At 60.8% G+C, this 19,351-nt stretch carries 20 protein-coding genes; 17 read left to right on the top strand and 3 right to left on the bottom strand.

Translation table 11 applies throughout. The annotated features are described in order from the left end of the window. Positions 1–136: 136 nt before the first annotated feature. From ABX75_RS05050 to ABX75_RS04965, 17 genes are all read left to right on the top strand, one after another. Positions 137–844 carry a tellurite resistance TerB family protein gene (locus tag ABX75_RS05050; RefSeq protein ID WP_047881558.1) on the top strand — a complete coding sequence of 236 codons (708 nt, stop codon included), beginning with the start codon at positions 137–139 and terminating at the stop codon, positions 842–844. Between the two features lie 211 nt (positions 845–1,055). Beyond that, the gene (locus ABX75_RS05045) at positions 1,056–2,678 is read left to right on the top strand and encodes a methyl-accepting chemotaxis protein (protein ID WP_047881557.1); all 1,623 of its coding nucleotides are present in this window, start codon (positions 1,056–1,058) and stop codon (positions 2,676–2,678) included. After that, complete coding sequence (locus ABX75_RS05040) at positions 2,678–3,190, top strand: chemotaxis protein CheW (protein ID WP_034096193.1); 513 nt, start codon at positions 2,678–2,680, stop codon at positions 3,188–3,190. The genes ABX75_RS05045 and ABX75_RS05040 overlap by 1 nt, the downstream gene beginning before the upstream one ends. Further along, positions 3,187–4,440: a protein-glutamate O-methyltransferase CheR gene (locus ABX75_RS05035; RefSeq protein ID WP_034112090.1), complete on the top strand. Its 1,254-nt coding sequence runs from the start codon at positions 3,187–3,189 to the stop codon at positions 4,438–4,440. Before ABX75_RS05040 ends, ABX75_RS05035 begins: the two co-directional genes overlap by 4 nt. Continuing rightward, complete coding sequence (locus ABX75_RS05030; RefSeq protein WP_047881556.1) at positions 4,437–5,138, top strand: chemotaxis protein CheW; 702 nt, start codon at positions 4,437–4,439, stop codon at positions 5,136–5,138. Before ABX75_RS05035 ends, ABX75_RS05030 begins: the two co-directional genes overlap by 4 nt. Next, positions 5,135–7,414 carry a hybrid sensor histidine kinase/response regulator gene (locus ABX75_RS05025; protein WP_047881555.1) on the top strand — a complete coding sequence of 760 codons (2,280 nt, stop codon included), beginning with the start codon at positions 5,135–5,137 and terminating at the stop codon, positions 7,412–7,414. Before ABX75_RS05030 ends, ABX75_RS05025 begins: the two co-directional genes overlap by 4 nt. Next, a complete protein-coding gene (locus ABX75_RS05020) occupies positions 7,411–8,421 on the top strand; it encodes a chemotaxis response regulator protein-glutamate methylesterase (RefSeq protein ID WP_034096197.1) in 1,011 nt (336 codons plus the stop codon). The genes ABX75_RS05025 and ABX75_RS05020 overlap by 4 nt, the downstream gene beginning before the upstream one ends. A gap of 51 nt (positions 8,422–8,472) precedes the next feature. After that, a complete protein-coding gene (locus ABX75_RS05015; RefSeq protein WP_034096198.1) occupies positions 8,473–9,474 on the top strand; it encodes a diguanylate cyclase in 1,002 nt (333 codons plus the stop codon). Positions 9,475–9,800: 326 nt separating this feature from the next. Continuing rightward, positions 9,801–10,896 (top strand): peptide chain release factor 2 gene (gene prfB / locus ABX75_RS05005; protein ID WP_098100956.1). Its coding sequence is split into 2 segments (ribosomal slippage): positions 9,801–9,872 and positions 9,874–10,896, totalling 1,095 coding nucleotides; the frame shifts between segments, so codons are not numbered across the junction. 83 nt (positions 10,897–10,979) lie between these two features. Further along, complete coding sequence (gene lysS / locus ABX75_RS05000; RefSeq protein ID WP_034112093.1) at positions 10,980–12,482, top strand: lysine--tRNA ligase; 1,503 nt, start codon at positions 10,980–10,982, stop codon at positions 12,480–12,482. A 106-nt stretch (positions 12,483–12,588) separates the two neighbouring features. Continuing rightward, positions 12,589–13,305 carry a TetR/AcrR family transcriptional regulator gene (locus ABX75_RS04995; protein ID WP_034096200.1) on the top strand — a complete coding sequence of 239 codons (717 nt, stop codon included), beginning with the start codon at positions 12,589–12,591 and terminating at the stop codon, positions 13,303–13,305. Positions 13,306–13,320: 15 nt separating this feature from the next. Then, on the top strand, positions 13,321–13,869 hold the full coding sequence (locus ABX75_RS04990; protein ID WP_034112094.1) for a hypothetical protein: 549 nt from the start codon (positions 13,321–13,323) through the stop codon (positions 13,867–13,869). Between the two features lie 21 nt (positions 13,870–13,890). After that, positions 13,891–15,168, top strand: coding sequence for a flavohemoglobin expression-modulating QEGLA motif protein (locus ABX75_RS04985; protein WP_034096202.1), 1,278 nt, complete (start codon positions 13,891–13,893; stop codon positions 15,166–15,168). A 27-nt stretch (positions 15,169–15,195) separates the two neighbouring features. Continuing rightward, on the top strand, positions 15,196–16,101 hold the full coding sequence (locus ABX75_RS04980) for an alpha/beta hydrolase (RefSeq protein WP_034112098.1): 906 nt from the start codon (positions 15,196–15,198) through the stop codon (positions 16,099–16,101). Continuing rightward, positions 16,098–16,424 carry a hypothetical protein gene (locus tag ABX75_RS04975; protein ID WP_003172217.1) on the top strand — a complete coding sequence of 109 codons (327 nt, stop codon included), beginning with the start codon at positions 16,098–16,100 and terminating at the stop codon, positions 16,422–16,424. The genes ABX75_RS04980 and ABX75_RS04975 overlap by 4 nt, the downstream gene beginning before the upstream one ends. 167 nt (positions 16,425–16,591) lie before the next feature. Further along, complete coding sequence (locus ABX75_RS28040) at positions 16,592–16,939, top strand: hypothetical protein (RefSeq protein ID WP_034096204.1); 348 nt, start codon at positions 16,592–16,594, stop codon at positions 16,937–16,939. A 146-nt stretch (positions 16,940–17,085) separates the two neighbouring features. Then, on the top strand, positions 17,086–17,319 hold the full coding sequence (locus ABX75_RS04965; RefSeq protein WP_080758681.1) for a hypothetical protein: 234 nt from the start codon (positions 17,086–17,088) through the stop codon (positions 17,317–17,319). A gap of 29 nt (positions 17,320–17,348) precedes the next feature. On the opposite strand, the gene ABX75_RS04960 is transcribed toward ABX75_RS04965, so the two are convergent. From ABX75_RS04960 to ABX75_RS04950, 3 genes are all read right to left on the bottom strand, one after another. Next, positions 17,349–18,134, bottom strand: coding sequence for an OmpA family protein (locus ABX75_RS04960; RefSeq protein ID WP_034096205.1), 786 nt, complete (start codon positions 18,132–18,134; stop codon positions 17,349–17,351). 55 nt (positions 18,135–18,189) lie between these two features. Then, positions 18,190–18,615, bottom strand: a complete 426-nt coding sequence (locus ABX75_RS04955; RefSeq protein WP_034096206.1) for a DUF4398 domain-containing protein — start codon at positions 18,613–18,615, stop codon at positions 18,190–18,192. A 282-nt stretch (positions 18,616–18,897) separates the two neighbouring features. Continuing rightward, the gene (locus ABX75_RS04950; RefSeq protein ID WP_034096207.1) at positions 18,898–19,242 is read right to left on the bottom strand and encodes a hypothetical protein; all 345 of its coding nucleotides are present in this window, start codon (positions 19,240–19,242) and stop codon (positions 18,898–18,900) included. Positions 19,243–19,351: the final 109 nt, after the last annotated feature.

Raw genomic sequence — 19,351 nt, 5'->3', positions numbered from 1 at the left:
AGTACCTGAGTGTATATCGATTTATACGATAGGCAGCGGCGTTACATCTGGAAGCACTCTAGATCCTGGTTTTTTGGCACTTAGTTTTACGCTGGCAGCCTATTGGTCCTATGAACCCAAGTGTCTGGAGGCTGTTATGAACACCCGTGGATTGCTCGATCAGTTGCTCAAGTCTGGTCAGGACATGTTGCAGAATAAGGCCGGCGGCCAGCGCAAACAGGAAGACAAGGGCGCCTTGGGCGGTCTGCTCGGCGGTGGCGGCCTGGGCAGCCTGCTCGGTGGCGCTGGCGGGGGAGCCCTGGCGGCGGGTGCCATGGGGCTGTTGCTGGGTAACAAAAAAGCCCGCAAATTCGGCGGCAAGGCCCTGACCTACGGCGGTTTGGCCGCCTTGGGCGTCATCGCCTACAAAGCCTATGGCAACTGGCAGGCGCAACAGGCCAGTGCGCCCCAAGGCGAACCGCAAACCATCGACCGTCTGCCACCGGCCCAGGTCGAGCAGCACAGCCAGGGCATCCTCAAGGCGTTGGTCGCCGCCGCCAAGGCCGACGGCCATGTAGACGAGCGTGAGCGCGCGCTGATCGAAGGCGAGTTCACCAAACTCGACAATGACCCCCAATTGCAACACTGGCTGCATGCCGAACTGAACAAGCCCCTGGACCCGGCGGATGTCGCCCGCGCCGCCGACACCCCGGAAATGGCCGCCGAGATGTACATCGCCAGCGTGATGCTGGTAGATGAGGAAAACTTTATGGAGAAGGCGTATCTGGATGAGTTGGCGCGCCAGCTCAAACTGGAGCCGGGCTTGAAGGTGGAACTGGAAAAACAAGTACGGCTTAACCAATAACCACCGGTTTAAAACAAAATGTGGGAGGGGGCTTGCCCCCGATAGCGGTGCATCAGTTGCAGGTTTTCCAACTGAGGTATCGTCATCGGGGCAAGCCTCCTCCCACAGGCGTTTTAGCGTTTATGTCGGTTGACCACCAAACCCATTCATAAATGAGCGCTGCTGCTCAGCTATACTCCCCTCCATTTGAATGGCCCTTCGAGGAAGTACTGTGAAGAATTGGACCTTGCGCCAACGGATCCTGGCAAGTTTTGCGGTCGTTATCGCCATCATGCTGTTAATGGTCGTGGTCTCTTATTCACGGTTACTGAAAATCGAGGCTGGGCAAGAAGCCGTGCGCGATGACGCTGTGCCGGGGGTTTATCTGAGCTCAATGATCCGCAGTGCGTGGGTCGACAGCTATCTGCAGACCCTCGATATCATCGGTATGCGCGAAGACAAAACCCTGACCAGTGCCGACAAGACCGATTACCAGGGTTTCGAAAAGCGCATCGAACAACAAATGGCCAATTACGAGAAAACGATCGGCAACCAGGCCGATCGTATGGAGTTCGATAACTTCAAGGCCTCGCACAGCAATTACAACAAGGTCCTGGCGCAAGTACTCGATCGCATCCAGGCCAACGATTTGCCGGCCGCCCACGAGTTGCTGGATGAGCAGTTGACGCCGATCTGGATTGAAGGTCGCATGAAACTCAACGACATCATCGCCGAAAATAAAGGCGTGTCCGATAACGCAACGTCCGCCATCGATGAAGCAGTGGTCTCCGCCAAGATCAGTTTGTTCGTGTCGCTTGCCGTGGCGATTCTGGCTGCTGGCCTGTGCGGTTTGCTGCTGATGCGCGCGATCATGTCGCCCATGCAGCGTATCGTCGAAATTCTTGAGGTCATGCGCACCGGCGACCTGAGCAAGCGTCTGAACCTGTCGCGCAAGGACGAGTTCAACGCGGTCGAAACCGGCTTCAACGACATGATGACCGAGCTGACCGCCCTGGTGTCCCAGGCCCAGCGCTCGTCGGTGCAGGTGACCACTTCGGTCACCGAGATCGCCGCCACCTCCAAGCAGCAACAGGCCACCGCCACCGAAACCGCGGCGACCACCACCGAAATCGGTGCCACGTCCCGCGAAATCGCCGCCACCTCCAAGGACCTGGTGCGCACCATGACCGAAGTTTCCACCGCCGCCGATCAGGCATCGGTGGCTGCCGGTTCCGGTCAGCAGGGCCTGGCGCGCATGGAAGAAACCATGCACTCGGTAATGGGCGCCGCCGACCTGGTCAACGCCAAGCTGGCGATCCTCAATGAGAAGGCCGGCAACATCAACCAAGTGGTGGTGACCATCGTCAAGGTCGCCGACCAGACCAACCTGCTGTCGCTCAATGCCGCTATCGAAGCCGAGAAGGCCGGTGAGTACGGGCGCGGCTTCGCTGTGGTCGCCACCGAGGTGCGGCGCCTGGCCGACCAGACTGCCGTGGCCACGTACGACATCGAGCAGATGGTGCGTGAGATCCAGTCGGCGGTGTCGGCCGGGGTGATGGGCATGGACAAATTCTCCGAAGAAGTGCGCCGCGGCATGTTCGAAGTGCAGCAGGTGGGCGAGCAGCTGTCGCAGATCATCCATCAGGTCCAAGCCCTGGCGCCGCGAGTGCTGATGGTCAACGAAGGCATGCAGGCCCAAGCCACGGGGGCCGAACAGATTAACCACGCGCTGGTGCAATTGGGCGACGCCAGCAGCCAGACGGTGGAGTCCCTGCGTCAGGCCAGTTTCGCCATCGATGAACTGAGCCAGGTTGCGGTGGGTCTGCGCAGCGGCGTGTCGCGTTTCAAAGTCTGATGAGCGAACTCGCGGCTAAACGCGGCGCCGTCCCGGCAGCGAAAAAAGCGTTGTTCCTGGTGTTTCATATCGGCAGCGAACGCTATGCCCTACGGGCCACCGAAGTGGCCGAAGTACTGCCGCGCCTGCCGCTCAAACCCATCGCCCACGCTCCTGTGTGGGTGGCCGGTATTTTCGCCCATCGCGGCGCGCTGGTGCCGGTCATCGACCTCAGTGCCCTGGCCTTCGGCACGCCGGCCCAGGTACGGACCAGCACGCGGCTGGTACTGGTGCATTACCAACCGCAGCCCTGGGTCGAGGCGCGCCGGCTGGGGCTGATTCTAGAGCAGGCCACCGACACCCTGCGTTGCGGCCTTGAAGAGTTCCAAGCGTACGGCCTGGACAACCGCGAGGCGCCCTACCTGGGGCCCGTGCGCGAAGATGCAGAGGGCCTGATGCAGTGGATCGGCGTTAATGATCTGCTCACCGATGACGTGCGCGCCCTGTTGTTTTCCAGCGAGCTGAGCCTATGAGCAACGACCCGCGCTTCTTTGCCTTCCTTAAGGAACGCATCGGCCTGGACGTGGCGTCGGTGGGCGAGGCCATCATCGAGCGGGCCGTGCGCCAGCGCAGCCAGGTTGTTGGGGCACTTACCCCGGACGATTACTGGCAGCGCCTGCAACGCTCCCACGACGAGCAGCAAGCGCTGATCGAAGCGGTGATCGTCCCCGAGACCTGGTTTTTCCGTTATCCCGAATCCTTCGCCACGCTGGCGCGCTTGGCCTGCGCGCGCTTGGCCGAGATCAAGCAGATGCGCGCCCTGCGTATCCTTAGCCTGCCGTGTTCCACCGGGGAAGAACCTTACTCGATCGCCATGGCCCTGCTGGATGCCGGGTTGGCGCCGCATCAGTTCAAGGTGCAGGGCATGGATGTCAGCCCGCTGTCGGTGGAGCGCGCCCGGCGCGGCGTGTATGGCAAGAATTCGTTTCGCGGCGGTGATTTGGCCTTTCGCGAACGCCACTTCACCGAGCACAGCGACGGTTACCACATCGCCGACCGCGTGCGCGAACAGGTGCGTCTGCAAGTGGGCAACCTGCTTGACCCGGCGCTGCTGGCCAATGAGGCCAGCTACGATTTTGTGTTTTGCCGCAACCTGTTGATCTACTTCGATCAACCGACCCAGCAGCAAGTGTTCGAAGTGCTCAAGGCCCTGACCCACGTCGACGGCGTGCTGTTTATCGGCCCGGCCGAAGGCAGCTTGTTGGGGCGCCACGGCATGCGCTCGATTGGGGTGCCGCAGTCCTTTGCCTTCAGTCGGCACGCGGAACCGGTCAGGCCCGAGCCGACCTTCATACCGATGCCCAAGCCGCAACGCACTGCGGCGCCGCTTCCGGCTAAACCACGGCCGTTCAGCACAGTGAGTGCCCAGGTAGTGCCGATCAAGGCGCCACCCTCCGAAGCGGGCGCCTTGCTCAGCCGTATCGCCACCCTGGCCAACCAAGGCAAAAGTGCCGAGGCCCGCGCCATGTGCGAACAGTATTTGAGCGACCATCCCCCGGCCGCCCAGGTGTTCTATTGGCTGGGGCTGCTCAGCGATGTGGAGGGCAGTGCCCAGCAGGCCCAGGGGTATTATCGAAAAGCCTTGTACCTGGAACCCCAGCATCCGCAGGCCCTGATGCAGTTGGCCGCGCTGCTGGAATCCCAGGGCGACAGTGCGGGGGCGCGTCGTTTGCAGGCGCGGGCCGCCCGCAGCGAGCGAGCTGACAGTGAGTCCAAACCATGAGTAGCCCCGACGCGCTCGACACCACCGGCCTGGACCTGACCCTGGCCGACACCCAAGCCATCGACGATTGCTGGAACCGCATCGGCGTCCATGGCGACAAATCCTGCCCGCTGCTGGTGGAACACATCCACTGCCGTAACTGCTCGGTCTATTCCGCCGCGGCCACGCGCCTGCTGGACCGCTATGCCTTGCAACAGGACGACCGTCGCGCTCACGTCGCCGAGACGGTCGACGAGGACGTGGCGACCCGCTCGCTGTTGATGTTCCGCCTCGGTGACGAGTGGCTCGGCATCGCCACCCGTTGCCTGGTGGAGGTGGCGCCGCTGCAACCGATCCATTCGCTGCCGCACCAGCGCTCGCGCGCCTTGCTCGGCGTGGCCAATGTGCGCGGTGCGCTGGTGGCGTGCTTGTCGCTGATGGAACTGCTCGGTCTGGATGCCACTGACAGTGGGCCTAGCGGCGCACGGGTCACACCGCGCATGTTGATCATTGCCGCGCAGGATGGCCCGGTGGTGGTGCCGGTGGATGAAGTGGACGGTATCCACGCCATCGACGAGCGTACGTTGAGCGCGGCGTCGGTGTCCGGCACCCAGGCCAGCGCGCGCTACACCCAGGGCGTGCTGCAATGGAAGGGCCGCAGCCTGCGCTGGCTGGACGAGGCACAATTGTTGTCTGCCGTGACACGGAGCCTTACATGACCCCCGACCAGATGCGTGATGCTTCGCTGCTGGAACTGTTCAGCCTGGAAGCCGATGCGCAGACCCAGGTGCTGAGCGCGGGCCTGCTGGCCCTGGAGCGCAACCCGACCCAGGCCGACCAACTCGAAGCCTGCATGCGCGCGGCCCACTCGCTCAAAGGCGCGGCGCGCATCGTGGGGGTGGATGCCGGGGTCAGCGTGGCCCATGTCATGGAGGACTGCCTGGTCAGTGCCCAGGAAAGCCGTCTGTATCTGCAACCTGAACATATCGATGCATTGCTGCAAGGCACCGACCTGCTGATGCGCATCGCCACCCCCGGCAACGACGTGGGGCCAGCGGATATTGAAGCGTATGTGGCGTTGATGGAGCGCTTGCTGGACCCCTCGCACCCGAGCCCCGGCGTTGCGCCGCCAACAGTACCCGAGCCAGCCCCCGAGCCGGTGCTTGAAGAACTGCCGCCGGAGCCCGAGCCCGCGCCGCCCGTCACCAGCGACCCACCGCGTCAGGGCAAGCGCATGACCGAAGGCGGCGAGCGCGTATTGCGCGTGACCGCCGAGCGCTTGAACAGCCTGCTGGACCTGTCGAGCAAGTCTTTGGTGGAAACCCAGCGCATCAAGCCCTACCTGGTCAGCCTGCAGCGCCTCAAGCGTATTCAGAGCCAGAGCGTGCGTGCCCTCGACACCCTCGATGGCCAGCTCAAGACCCAGCACCTGAGCCTCGAAGCCCAGGAGGCCCTGGCCGATGCGCGCCGCCTGCTGGGCGAAGCCCAGGCGCTGCTGGCGGAAAAAACCGCCGAGCTCGATGAGTTCGGCTGGCAGGCCGGGCAGCGCGCCCAGGTGCTCTATGACACCGCGCTGGCCTGTCGCATGCGCCCGTTTGCAGACGTGCTGGCGGGGCAGGTGCGCATGGTGCGCGACCTGGGCCGCAGCCTGGGCAAGCAAGTCCGGCTGGAAATCGAAGGCGAGAAAACCCAGGTCGATCGCGACGTACTGGAAAAACTCGAAGCGCCCCTCACTCATCTGTTACGCAATGCCGTCGACCACGGTATCGAAATGCCCGAGCAACGTGTGCTGGCGGGCAAACCGGCCGAAGGGCTGATCCGCCTGCGCGCCTCGCACCAGGCTGGTCTGTTGGTGCTGGAGCTGAGTGACGACGGCAATGGCGTGGACCTCGAACGCCTGCGCGGCACCATTGTCGAGCGCAAGCTGTCGCCGCTGGAGACCGCGCTGCGCCTGAGCGAAGAGGAGTTGCTGACGTTCCTGTTCCTGCCGGGTTTCAGCCTGCGCGACAAAGTCACCGAAGTGTCCGGGCGCGGCGTCGGGCTGGACGCGGTGCAGCATATGGTGCGCCAACTGCGCGGCGCGGTGGTGCTGGAACAAGCGGCGGGGCAGGGCAGCCGTTTCCATCTGGAGGTGCCGCTGACCCTATCGGTGGTGCGCAGCCTGGTGGTCGAGGTCGGCGAAGAGGCTTATGCCTTCCCGTTGGCGCATATCGAACGCATGTGCGATCTGGCGCCGGAAGACATCGTGCAACTGGAAGGTCGCCAGCATTTCTGGCACGAAGGCCGGCATGTCGGCCTGGTCGCCGCCAGCCAATTGTTGCAGCGACCGGCCGGGCAGAGCCCTTCGGAAACGCTGAAAGTTGTAGTGATTCGTGAGCGTGATGCGGTGTATGGGATTGCCGTGGAACGCTTTATCGGCGAGCGCACCCTGGTGGTGTTGCCGCTGGATGATCGCCTGGGCAAGGTCCAGGATATTTCCGCCGGTGCATTGCTCGACGACGGCTCGGTGGTGCTGATCGTCGACGTCGAAGACATGCTGCGTTCGGTGGACAAACTGCTCAATACCGGGCGCCTTGAGCGTATCGCCCGGCGCAGCCAGCAGACCGCCGAAGCTCCGCGCAAACGCGTGCTGGTGGTGGATGACTCGCTCACGGTGCGTGAATTGCAACGCAAATTGCTGCTTAATCGCGGCTACGAAGTGGCCGTGGCCGTCGATGGCATGGACGGCTGGAACGCCTTGCGTTCCGAGGATTTCGACCTGCTGATCACTGACATTGATATGCCTCGCATGGACGGTATCGAATTGGTCACACTCTTGCGCCGTGACAGTCGCCTGCAATCGTTGCCGGTGATGGTGGTGTCGTATAAAGACCGCGAAGAAGACCGCCGACGCGGGCTCGACGCCGGGGCCGATTATTACCTGGCCAAAGCCAGTTTCCACGACGACGCCTTGCTCGATGCCGTGATGGAACTGATCGGAGGTGCGCGGGCATGAAGATCGCCATCGTCAATGACATGCCGCTGGCCATCGAGGCTTTGCGCCGAGCGTTGAGTTTCGAGCCGGCGCATCAAGTGGTGTGGGTGGCCAGCAATGGCCTGGAAGCGGTGCAGCGCTGCGCCGAACTGACCCCGGACCTGATCCTTATGGACCTGATCATGCCGGTAATGGACGGTGTGGAGGCCACGCGCCAGATCATGGCCGAGACCCCGTGCGCGATTCTGATCGTGACCGTCGACCGCCAGGCCAATGTGAGCCGCGTGTTCGAAGCCATGGGCCATGGCGCCCTCGACGTGGTGGATACGCCGGCGTTGGGCGTGGGCAACCCCCAGGATGCGGCGGCACCGTTGCTGCGCAAGATCCTCAACATCGGTTGGTTGATCGGCCAGCGCGGCAGCCGTGTGCGCGCGGAAACCGCGCCGCCGCGCCACGAGGGCAAACGCCAGCGGCTGGTGGCCATCGGCTCTTCGGCCGGCGGCCCGGCGGCCCTGGAAACCCTGCTCAAAGGCCTGCCCCGCGACTTTCCCGCCGCCATTGTGCTGGTGCAGCACGTCGACCAGGTGTTCGCCGCCGGCATGGCCGAGTGGCTCAGCAGCGCGTCCAGCCTGCCGGTGCGCCTGGCCCGTGAAGGTGAGCCGCCCCAGAGCGGGGTGGTATTGCTGGCCGGGACCAACCATCACATTCGTTTATTGAAGAACGGTACGCTGGCCTACACCGCAGAACCGGTGAACGAGATCTATCGCCCGTCGATCGACGTGTTTTTCGAGAGCGTCGCCAGTCACTGGAATGGCGATGCTGTCGGCGTATTGCTGACCGGCATGGGGCGCGACGGGGCCCAGGGTCTCAAACTGCTGCGTGAACAAGGTTATTTGACCATCGCCCAGGATCAACAGAGCTCGGCGGTGTATGGCATGCCCAAAGCGGCGGCGGCAATCGATGCCGCTGTTGAAATTCGCCCACTGGATAGAATTGCGCCTCGACTGCTGGAGGTCTTTGCACAATGAGCAAGACCTTGCGCGGTGCTGGCTTGCAGGTGGTAATTCAGGTGACTGCAGATGAATGATTTACAGATCGACGACATCAAGACCGACGAAAACGCCGCCATGGTGTTGCTGGTCGACGACCAGGCCATGATCGGCGAAGCCGTGCGGCGTGGCCTGGCCCATGAAGAAAACATCGACTTCCATTTCTGCGCCGACCCGCACCAGGCCATTGCCCAGGCCATCCGCATCAAACCGACGGTGATCCTGCAGGATCTGGTGATGCCCGGCCTCGATGGCCTGACCCTGGTGCGCGAGTACCGCAACCACCCGGCCACGGCGAACATCCCGATCATCGTGCTTTCCACCAAGGAAGATCCGCTGATCAAGAGCGCGGCATTTGCAGCCGGCGCCAACGATTACCTGGTCAAGCTGCCGGACAACATCGAACTGGTGGCGCGCATCCGCTATCACTCACGTTCCTATATGACCCTGTTGCAGCGCGATGCGGCATACCGTGCGCTGCGGGTCAGCCAGCAGCAGTTGCTGGACACCAACCTGGTGCTGCAACGGTTGATGAACTCCGATGGCCTGACCGGGCTGTCCAACCGTCGCCACTTCGACGAATACCTGGAGCTGGAATGGCGGCGCGCCATGCGTGACCAGACCCAGCTGTCATTGCTGATGATCGACGTGGACTTCTTCAAGACCTACAACGACAGCTTCGGCCACGTCGAAGGCGACGAAGCCCTGCGTAAGGTCGCCGACACCATCCGTGACGCCAGCAGCCGCCCGTCGGACCTGCCGGCGCGCTACGGCGGCGAGGAGTTCGCTCTGGTGCTGCCCAACACCTCGCCGGGTGGCGCGCGCCTGGTGGCGGAAAAACTGCGCATGGCCGTCGCCGCGCTGAACATCCCCCACAATGCCCCGACCGAAGGTTCGTGCCTGACCGTCAGCATCGGCCTGTCCACCATGGTCCCGCAGCAGGGCTCCAGTTGCCGCCAGGTGATCATGGCGGCGGACAAGGGTCTGTATACGGCCAAGCACAATGGGCGCAATCAGGTCGGTATCGAATGACCTGAGGCTGTGCTCAACACAAGTTTCAAAGGCAGACTCCTAACTCTTTGGTGAGCAGACTTGCCCTGCGCCGGGCTGCGAAGCGGCCCCAAACCCAGGCACCTCGGTGTGTCAGCTAAAACCACATCGCCTGGAGTGGGGCTGCGTCGCAGCCCAGCGCGGGCGGTGCGACGATTCGACAAGCCCGCTCACCACGGCAACTCCCTTCCCACAGCGGGTTTTCATAGGGTTTGAAACCGCCTTTTCGGCTCAGCGGGCTGCCGTTTCCAGCGGTTTGCCGTTATACTCGCCGGCTTTCAAAAGTTCGCCAACGAGTGCTGCCCGCCATGGAAATCAACCCGATCCTTAACACCATCAAGGACCTGTCCGAGCGCTCCGAAACTATTCGGGGGTATCTTTGACTACGATCAAAAGCATGAGCGTCTGACCGAGGTCAACCGCGAGCTTGAAGATCCGAGTGTCTGGAACAAACCTGAATACGCCCAGGAACTGGGGCGCGAGCGCGCTGCGCTGGCGCAGATCGTCGACACCCTCGACGAACTGAACACCGGCCTGGCCGATTGCCGTGACCTGCTGGACATGGCCGTCGAAGAAAACGACGAAGGCGCAGTGGGCGATGTGGTCGCCGAGCTGGCCCGTCTCGAGGAAAACCTCGCCAAGCTTGAATTCCGCCGTATGTTCAGCCACGAAATGGACCCGAACAACGCCTACCTGGACATCCAGGCCGGTTCCGGCGGCACCGAGGCCCAGGACTGGGCCAACATCCTGCTGCGCATGTACCTGCGCTGGGCCGACAAGCGCGGTTTCGACGCGACCATCATGGAGCTGTCCGCCGGTGAAGTCGCCGGTATCAAGGGTGCTACCGTGCATATCAAGGGCGAATACGCCTTTGGCTGGCTGCGTACCGAGATCGGCGTGCACCGTCTGGTGCGCAAGAGCCCGTTCGACTCCGGCAACCGTCGCCACACTTCGTTCTGCGCGGTGTTCGTCTCGCCCGAGATCGATGACAAAGTGGAAATTGAGATCAACCCGGCGGACCTGCGGATCGATACCTATCGTTCCTCCGGTGCCGGCGGTCAGCACGTCAACACCACCGACTCGGCCGTGCGGATTACCCACGTACCGACCAACACCGTGGTGAGCTGCCAGAACGAACGCTCCCAGCACGCCAACAAGGACACCGCCATGAAAATGCTGCGGGCCAAGTTGTACGAGCAGGAGATGCAGAAGCGCAACGCCGCTTCCCAGGCGCTGGAAGACACCAAGTCGGATATCGGCTGGGGTCACCAGATCCGTTCCTATGTGCTCGACGCGTCGCGTATCAAGGATCTGCGCACTAACATCGAACGTAGCGACTGCGACAAGGTGCTCGACGGTGATATCGACGAGTACCTGGAAGCCAGCCTGAAGTCCGGCCTGTAATACCCTGTGTGGGAGCGGGCTTGCCCGCGATCCCCAGGCCGAAGGCCTGAGGGCAACGAACCTGTGATGGAAAATTTAAAGACATGAGCGACCAACAACTCGACCCGCAAGCCCTGCAACAGGAAGAAAACTCCCTGATCGCCCTGCGCAAGGAAAAGCTTGCTGCCGAGCGCGCCAAGGGCAACGCCTTCCCCAACGACTTCCGCCGCGACAACTACTGCGATGCCTTGCAGAAACAGTACGCGGACAAGACCAAGGAAGAGCTGGCGGAAGCGGCGATCCCGGTCAAGGTGGCAGGTCGCATCATGCTCAACCGTGGCTCGTTCATGGTGATCCAGGACATGACCGGGCGTATCCAGGTCTACGTCAACCGCAAGACCCTGTCCGAAGAAACCCTTGCCTCGGTGAAAACCTGGGACATGGGCGACATCATCGCCGCCGAAGGCACCCTGGCCCGTTCCGGCAAGGGCGACCTGTACGTGGAAATGACCAACGTGCGCCTGCTGACCAAGTCCTTGCGCCCGCTGCCGGACAAGCACCACGGCCTGACCGACACCGAGCAACGCTATCGCCAGCGCTATGTCGACCTGATCGTCAACGAAGACGTGCGCCACACCTTCCGCGTCCGCTCGCAGATCATCGCCCACATCCGCAGCTTCCTGATGCAGCGTGACTTCCTGGAAGTGGAAACGCCGATGCTGCAAACCATTCCCGGCGGTGCCGCAGCCAAGCCGTTCGAAACCCACCACAACGCGCTGGACATGGAAATGTTCCTGCGTATCGCGCCTGAGCTGTACCTCAAGCGTCTGGTGGTCGGTGGTTTCGAGAAGGTCTTCGAGATCAACCGCAACTTCCGCAACGAAGGCGTCTCCACCCGTCACAACCCAGAATTCACCATGTTGGAGTTCTACCAGGCTTACGCCGACTACGAAGACAACATGGACCTGACCGAAGAACTGTTCCGCGAGCTGGCGCAGTTGGTCCTGGGCAGCACCGACGTGCCGTACGGCGACAAGGTGTTCCACTTCGGCGAGCCGTTCGTGCGCCTGTCGGTGTTCGATTCGATCCTCAAATACAACCCCGAGCTGAGCGCCGATGACCTCAACGACATCGACAAGGCTCGCGCCATCGCCAAGAAAGCCGGCGCCAAGGTGCTGGGCTTCGAAGGCCTGGGCAAACTGCAGGTGATGATTTTCGAAGAGCTGGTGGAGCACAAGCTGGAACAGCCGCACTTCATTACTCAGTACCCGTTCGAAGTGTCGCCGTTGGCCCGTCGCAACGACGACAACCCGAACGTCACCGACCGTTTCGAGTTGTTTATCGGCGGCCGCGAAATCGCCAACGCCTACTCCGAGTTGAACGACGCGGAAGACCAGGCCGAGCGCTTTATGGCCCAGGTGGCCGACAAAGACGCCGGCGACGACGAAGCCATGCACTACGACGCCGACTTCGTCCGCGCCCTGGAGTACGGCATGCCGCCGACCGCCGGTGAAGGCATCGGCATCGACCGCCTGGTGATGTTGTTGACCAACTCGCCGTCGATCCGCGATGTGATCCTGTTCCCGCACATGCGGCCACAAGCGTAACCGTAGCGAAATCCAGAGCCGCCTTTTATAAGGCGGCTTTTTTATGTGGCGTCTATAAGCGTCAAGCAAACAGCGCCAGGTTTTGATCTGTTCAAGGATGTGAGTCGTGAACCGCGTAACCGCACAAGAAGGCGCCGCCGGCATTGCTGCTGCCGTGGCTGAAAGCGTCCAGTACCAGGGCCGCAAGGCCAGTCGCCAAGGCAGCGAGCAGCGCAGGCAAGACATTTTGGATGCGGCCATGCGCATCGTGGTGCGCGATGGTGTGCGGGCTGTGCGTCATCGTGCGGTGGCCGCCGAAGCGGGGGTGCCGCTGTCGGCGACCACCTACTACTTCAAGGATATCGACGACCTGCTCACCGACACCTTCGCCCAATACGTGGAACGCAGCGCCGCGTTCATGGGTAAATTGTGGGTGCGTAACGAGGGCCTGCTGCGCGAAATGGTCGCTTATGGCGATGGCAGCCCGCAGTCGCGCTCCCAGTTGGCGGACGACATCGCCCGCTTGACCGCCGATTACGTGATGCGTCAATTGACCAACCGCCGCGAGCACTTGATGGCCGAACAGGCCTTCCGTCAGGAAGCCTTGCTCAACCCGCGCCTGGCGGAACTGGTGCGCTCCCATCAACAGATCCTGCTGCAGGGCACCGGGCAGTTTTTCCAGGTATTGGGTTCCCGCGAGCCGCAACAGGATGCCAAAGTGTTGACGGCGATAATCGGTCGGATGGAATATCAGGGCCTGCTGGGCGGCCCAGAGCCTCTGACCGCTGACGAGATGCTTGAGATTCTCAAGCGTTACATGCATTTGGTGTTGGCCTCGGTCTGACACCGGGGGAGTCCAATGAAAACCTGGCGTTTGGCGGTACTGGCCCTGTCGTTCCTATTGCTCGGTGGTTGCCTGGTAACGTTCAAGGACCCGTTGCCCGCCCATGAGGCGGCGCCGGATGAATTGCTGGGCCATTGGACCAGCAAGAATGCCTGGGGCGAACCGCTCAATCTGCAAATCAGCCGCGTCGGTGAGCACCGCTATAAAGCGGTGAGCTACCCTAAAGCCTCGCCGGCCCAGCGCGATGAGTACCTGTTTACCGTTTCGCGCCATGGCAGCCGCTGGTACCTGTCGGCACCGTTGCCCGCCAGGTTGGGAGGGCATTACTTCCTGGCGGGGTTCGAGTTCGACGATAAGCACGAATTGGTGGTCTATAACCTCGATCTCGAACAGATTCACCAGGCTATCGGGCAACAGGTACTGCATGGCAGCACCGTGGATACCGTCGAAGGCGCCGGTGTACTGATCGACAGCGCCATGAGCCAGGTATTTGCCTACCTGGATGATCCGGCCAATGCCGATGTGTTCGTTGAAGCCGTGCGCTACCGGCGCGCGGGTCGATAACGTTTAAAGAGGAAGTACCGGGTGGACGATTACCAGCAGACGATACGCACCTTGTCCGATCGCATTGTGCTGGCGCAAACCCCGATCCGCGTCCTCGACGCCGTGAAGTGGGACGAGAACATCCGTCAAGGGTTTCTCAATGCCAAGGGCAAAGCCATGCCGGCCGTGGATCGCGACTATTACCTGAACCGGCCGCTGTCGTTCGATTCCAGCGCGGTGAAGCTGGAATTCCAGAATATCGAGCGTGACATCACCCGCCGGCTCGGCCAATTCAGCCCGGTGGGGCAGATCATGCGTCGCATGTGCAAGGAATACCGCATGGTGGTGCGCATGCTGGAGGCCCGCGGCACCGAGGACTTCGGGCTGATCTCCCAAGAGCTGTACGGCGCCGCCTCCGATGCGTTCCACGCCGGCGACCCGACCCTGGCCGATCTGGGCCTGATGCTGTCCGATTACCTGAACAACATCGACGGCCGTGGCGACCTCAAGGACGAAGCCAAGACCCTGACCGCCAAGGACGCCGTGGCCCTGCTGCAAACCCGCCTGAACAAGGTATTCGGCGAGGCCGAAGAAACCATTCGTGTGTTCGAGTCCGACGGTATCGTCGCCGACGCGGCGGCGGGTGCCGACTACATCAAGATCCGCGCCGACGCGATGTTCAACGACCGCGATGTGCGCGCCTTGGAAGTGCATGAAGGCCTGGTGCATGTGGGCACCACCCTCAACGGCCAGAACCAGCCGATCTGCACATTCCTGTCCAAGGGCCCGCCGTCGTCCACCGTGACGCAGGAAGGTCTGGCGATCCTGATGGAGATCATTACCTTCGCCTCCTACCCCAGCCGCCTGCGCAAATTGACCAACCGCACGCGGGCCATCCATATGGTGGAGGAGGGCGCCGACTTCCTGCAGGTATTTGAGTTCTTCCGCGAACAAGGCTTTGAGATGGCGGAAAGCTATGGCAACGCCAGCCGCGTATTCCGTGGCTCGGTGCCAACCGGTCTGCCGTTCACCAAGGATTTGTCCTACCTCAAGGGCTTTATCATGGTCTACAACTACATCCAGTTGGCTGTGCGTAAAGGCAAGCTGGAACAAGTGCCGCTGCTGTTCTGCGGCAAGACCACCCTGGAGGACATGCGCACCCTGCGCCAACTGGTGGACGAGGGGCTTGTGGTGCCGCCCAAGTACCTGCCCGAGCAATTCCGTGACATGAACGCCCTGGCGGCGTGGATGTGCTTTTCCAACTTCCTCAACCATCTGAGCCTGGATCGGATCGAGGCTGACTACTCCAATATCCTTTAAATGCTGTTATTTGCGAGGCTTCAACGGATGAGAATCCTCGGCATTCTGTGCCTGCTCCTCACACTGAACGGCTGTAGCTCGCTGCTGTTCTACCCCGAACCCGGCCTGCCGTTCACGCCACAAAAAGCACACTTGGACTACCGCGACGTCACCTTGACCACCGCCGATGGCGTCAAGCTGCATGCTTGGTGGTTGCCGGCCAAGCCCGGCGTGCCGCTCAAGGGCACGGTGCTGCACCTGCACGGCAACGGTGGCAATTTGGCCTGGCATCTGGGCGGCAGTTGGTGGTTACCGGAGCAGGGGTATCAAGTGTTGCTGCTGGACTATCGCGGTTATGGGCTGTCGGAAGGCAAGCCCTCATTGCCGGCGATTTATCAGGACGTGGACGCGGCTTTCAGCTGGCTCGACAAGGCCCCCGAAACCCAGGGGCAGCCGCTGATTGTGCTCGGCCAAAGCCTGGGCGGCGCGCTGGCCGTGCATTACTTGGCGGCGCACCCGCAGCGTCAGACCCAGCTCAAAGCGCTGGTGCTGGACGGCGTACCGGCTAGTTATCGTGACGTAGGACAATTCGCGCTGAGCACCTCCTGGCTAACATGGCCATTGCAAGTGCCCTTATCCTGGCTCGTGCCCGACGCGGACAGTGCGATCAACGCCATGCCCCAGTTGAGTGGCGTGCCGAAACTGTTGTTTCACAGCCTCGATGACCCGATCGTGCCCGTGGCCAATGGCATCCGCTTGTATCAGGCGGCGCCGCCGCCCAGAGTCTTGCAATTGACCCGTGGCGGGCATGTGCAGACCTTTGCCGATAAAACCTGGCAAACCGTGATGCTGCGCTATCTGGATGACCCGCAACATTTCAATGGCCTGCGGCGCCTGGGCGAAATTCCAAACTATCCGACTCCTAACGTTGATCCATCAGAGAGCCCGCAATGAGCGAAGAACGCAACATGATCCCGCTGATCCTCACCGGCATCGGCACCATCATCGGTACCGTCGGTTGCCTGTGGTACTACGGCTACCTGCACTTCGCCAAACCGGAAGATGCGTTGCTGCTCAGTGACTTCACCATGCTCAAGACCGTGCCGGGCGAGGATTACAAGATCTCCCTGACTCCGGCCGCCCAAGTGGCGCAATGCGTCGATGGCGTGCTGGTGATGTTTGATACTGAGCAGAAAGGCTTGAGTGGCGTGCTGGTGAACAACAAGAAGCAAGCCGTGCGCTGCATGGGGCAGGAAACGCCGCAGTTGCAGCAGTAAGCTTTCACATCATTGTTGTGGGAAAACGCCACGAGACTTGGTGATTAAGTCTTCAGTGCAATGGTAAACCTGCGCAACCCGGAACTGTCTCGATTAACCGGCCACAGATTCTGGACTGATTGGTATCACTGATCGGTCTTTATTTCAGTTATGTGGAGTTAGCATCTATGGCAGCTATTAATGGACCGTCGAGTGTTGGGAATGCGGGCTATGCCGGCGCAGTGGGGCAAGATAGTCTCGATCAGCAGATCCAAGATACACGAAACAAAATTCAACAACTGCAATCGCAAGGTTCCCAAGGTGGATCGGGAAGCAGTGGTGCCGGTGGCGGCGAAACCCTTGAGGAGCTTTTGAAGCTGCTGAATAAGCTACTTGAACAAAAAAAGAATGAAGGGGCAAAGAGCGGTCAAGAAGCTCAAAGCGGCAACGCTCAGCAAGACGGTCAATCTGGCGCGCAGTCTGCCTCTCAAATCCAGCAGGGAGACTATCAGGGGAACACCCCGGTATCTTTCTGACTGCCGTCTCACAAAAGCAGCTCTCGCCGATGGGCTTTTTATCGCGCTTGTAGCGATCAGTCCACGAACAAGTTGGCGCTGGCGGTAGTCACTGGCGACGGAATTAACTGGAACCCTATCGCGTATTCAAACCACAGAAAGCGGAGTTGCTTACACAGATCGAGGCTGAGAACGTGGCGATACGGATTGCTGCAATCGACAACATGCTGGACATGATCAGAGGGCATCAGACGCTGGAAAGGCGAGATGCTCGGGATCATGAGCTTGCGCAACTGATGGACAAGCTATCGCAAAATACCTACGGTTCCAGAATTGAAATGCCCGCTGAGGATACTCATCGCACTATCGAGTTTGGCGAACCGAAAAAAAACCCACCGTAAGGTGGGTTTTTCTATCCAAGCTCAATCAATCAGTTTGCCATCGACGAACGTGGCTTGACCGGTTGGTTGTCGTTGGAGATGGTCACTTCAACGCGGCGGTTCATGGCGCGGCCCGATGCACTGCTATTGTCGGCAACCGGATATTCCTTGCCATAGCCCTGGGTCACGATGCGCGAAATATCCACACCTTGCTGAGCCAGTGCGCGTTGTACGGACGCTGCACGGCGCTCCGACAGGCTCTGGTTGTAGGAATCGGAACCGGTGCTGTCGGTGTAGCCTTCGACGATCACTTTACGATCTGGATTGTCGCGCAGGAACTGAGCCAGTTTGGTGATATTCACCAGACCACTGGATTTCAGGTCGGATTTGTTGGTGGCGAACAGTACGTCACCGAAAGTCACCAGCGTACCGCGATCGGTCTGCTTGGCGTTCAGGCTATCCTGCAGCTGCTTGATCTGCGCATCGCGAGCATCCAGCAGGGCGCGAGCGCGTTCGTCACCGGCGTTTTTCAGCTTGGCTTCGGATTCGCGCAGGGCGATGGTGTCTTTGGCCACTTCAACGCGCTGATTGGTCAGGTAAGCCAACTGGTCGACCTTCTTCTGGTCTTCCTTGTCGCGGTAGGCTTTGTCGGCCTTATCCAGCCATTCCTGAGCGTCCTTGGTTTCCAGCGCCGCAAGCTTGGTGGCTTGAGGGTTGGTTTGCAGGGCGGAGAAGTTGGTGCGGGCGTTTTCCAGGTTGGCGTTCGGCGGGGTGGAGCAGGCCGCCAAGGCAACGCTCATTGCCAACAGGGCAGGGATCATCAGTTGTTTACGCATAATCGTGTCGTCCTTTCAATTCAGTATCGGGTGCGGTGCGATCAAGGGGCTCGGTTTATTTCTGCTGGATAGCAGCCGGGCGCATACCTTCCTTACGCAACTCGTCAACGGCCTTCTGGGAATCCTTTACCGCTTGCTCAGCTTTGGCAGCCTGGGCTTTACGTTCTGCGACACGGGCGTCCCACTCGGCTTGCTCAGCCAACATACGAGCCTTCTCGTAGTTTTTGTCGTGCATCGCGATTTCAGCTTCTTTGAGCTTGTCCTGAGCCGACTTCATTTCTACAGCGGCGTACTCGGTGCCGCCGGCGCTGACAGCGCTGTTGACCGCCGACTGGGTCACTGCGTACTGCTCAGTCGGAGGGTTACCGGCGCAGCCAGCCAGAACGAAGCTGGTACCGATTGCCAGCGCGGCCAATTTAAGCCCGCGCAGATGGTTAAACGAGGATTTGGCAGTGCTGGTCTTCATCGTCTTCAACTCCATTGGATAACTCCTGAAAAACATCAAAATCCATCTCAGTCAGTGAACGGCTGCGAGCCCGGTCCTAAAGCGCCTGGTGCTCTTTCAAACGGCCGTTCCAAGTGATGGCTTACTGGCTGTGACCGGAGGCTTTTTTCAAAAGTTCAGAAGAGATGGCGATTTGCCTAAAAAAATAACTGACTGAGCGGTCAGCGAAAAAAATTGGAACTTTTGCAGTGCCAGGAAGTATTTCGGGCCTGCAATAGGCCCGGAATACAAGGGGAGTGTGGATTAAACGACAGCAGATCAGTGCTTCGATTCGTCCGCACTGGTAGACAAATCATGTAGATAGCGACGCGACAGCGACAAAAAGCGCGGGGTCGGGCCGACGTCTTCGTACAGCGGGTCGCCCTCTTCATCGGTCGCAATCACCTGCTGACCTTTGATATAGGGAAAGCTGGCTTCCAGCTCTTCAAGGGCGGCGCCGATCAGCTCGCCCAGCAGCTCTTCGGTGTTGCGCTTGGGGTACATCTCGGCGATGGCCGCCAGCCGGGCGGCGGACTCCACGTCCAGGTGGATCGCATATTCGGTCTTGGTCAAGCGACCCTTGGCGTTCTCTTCCCAATGCTGGGCCAATTCTCGGATTTTCATGGCAACCTCAATAAAACCCACGGCAAGCGGGCGGTGATGAGTGACCAGCCGTTCGCCTATCGCGACGGCTTACGGTTGAGACTAGCTGCAACCCACAAGGTTTAAAGTC

Source organism: Pseudomonas sp. ARP3 (genome assembly GCF_001029595.1).
Taxonomy (GTDB): domain Bacteria; phylum Pseudomonadota; class Gammaproteobacteria; order Pseudomonadales; family Pseudomonadaceae; genus Aquipseudomonas; species Aquipseudomonas rhodesiae.
The sequence above is the reverse complement of the archived record's forward strand: the minus strand, read 5'-3'. Positions and strand labels throughout refer to the sequence as shown.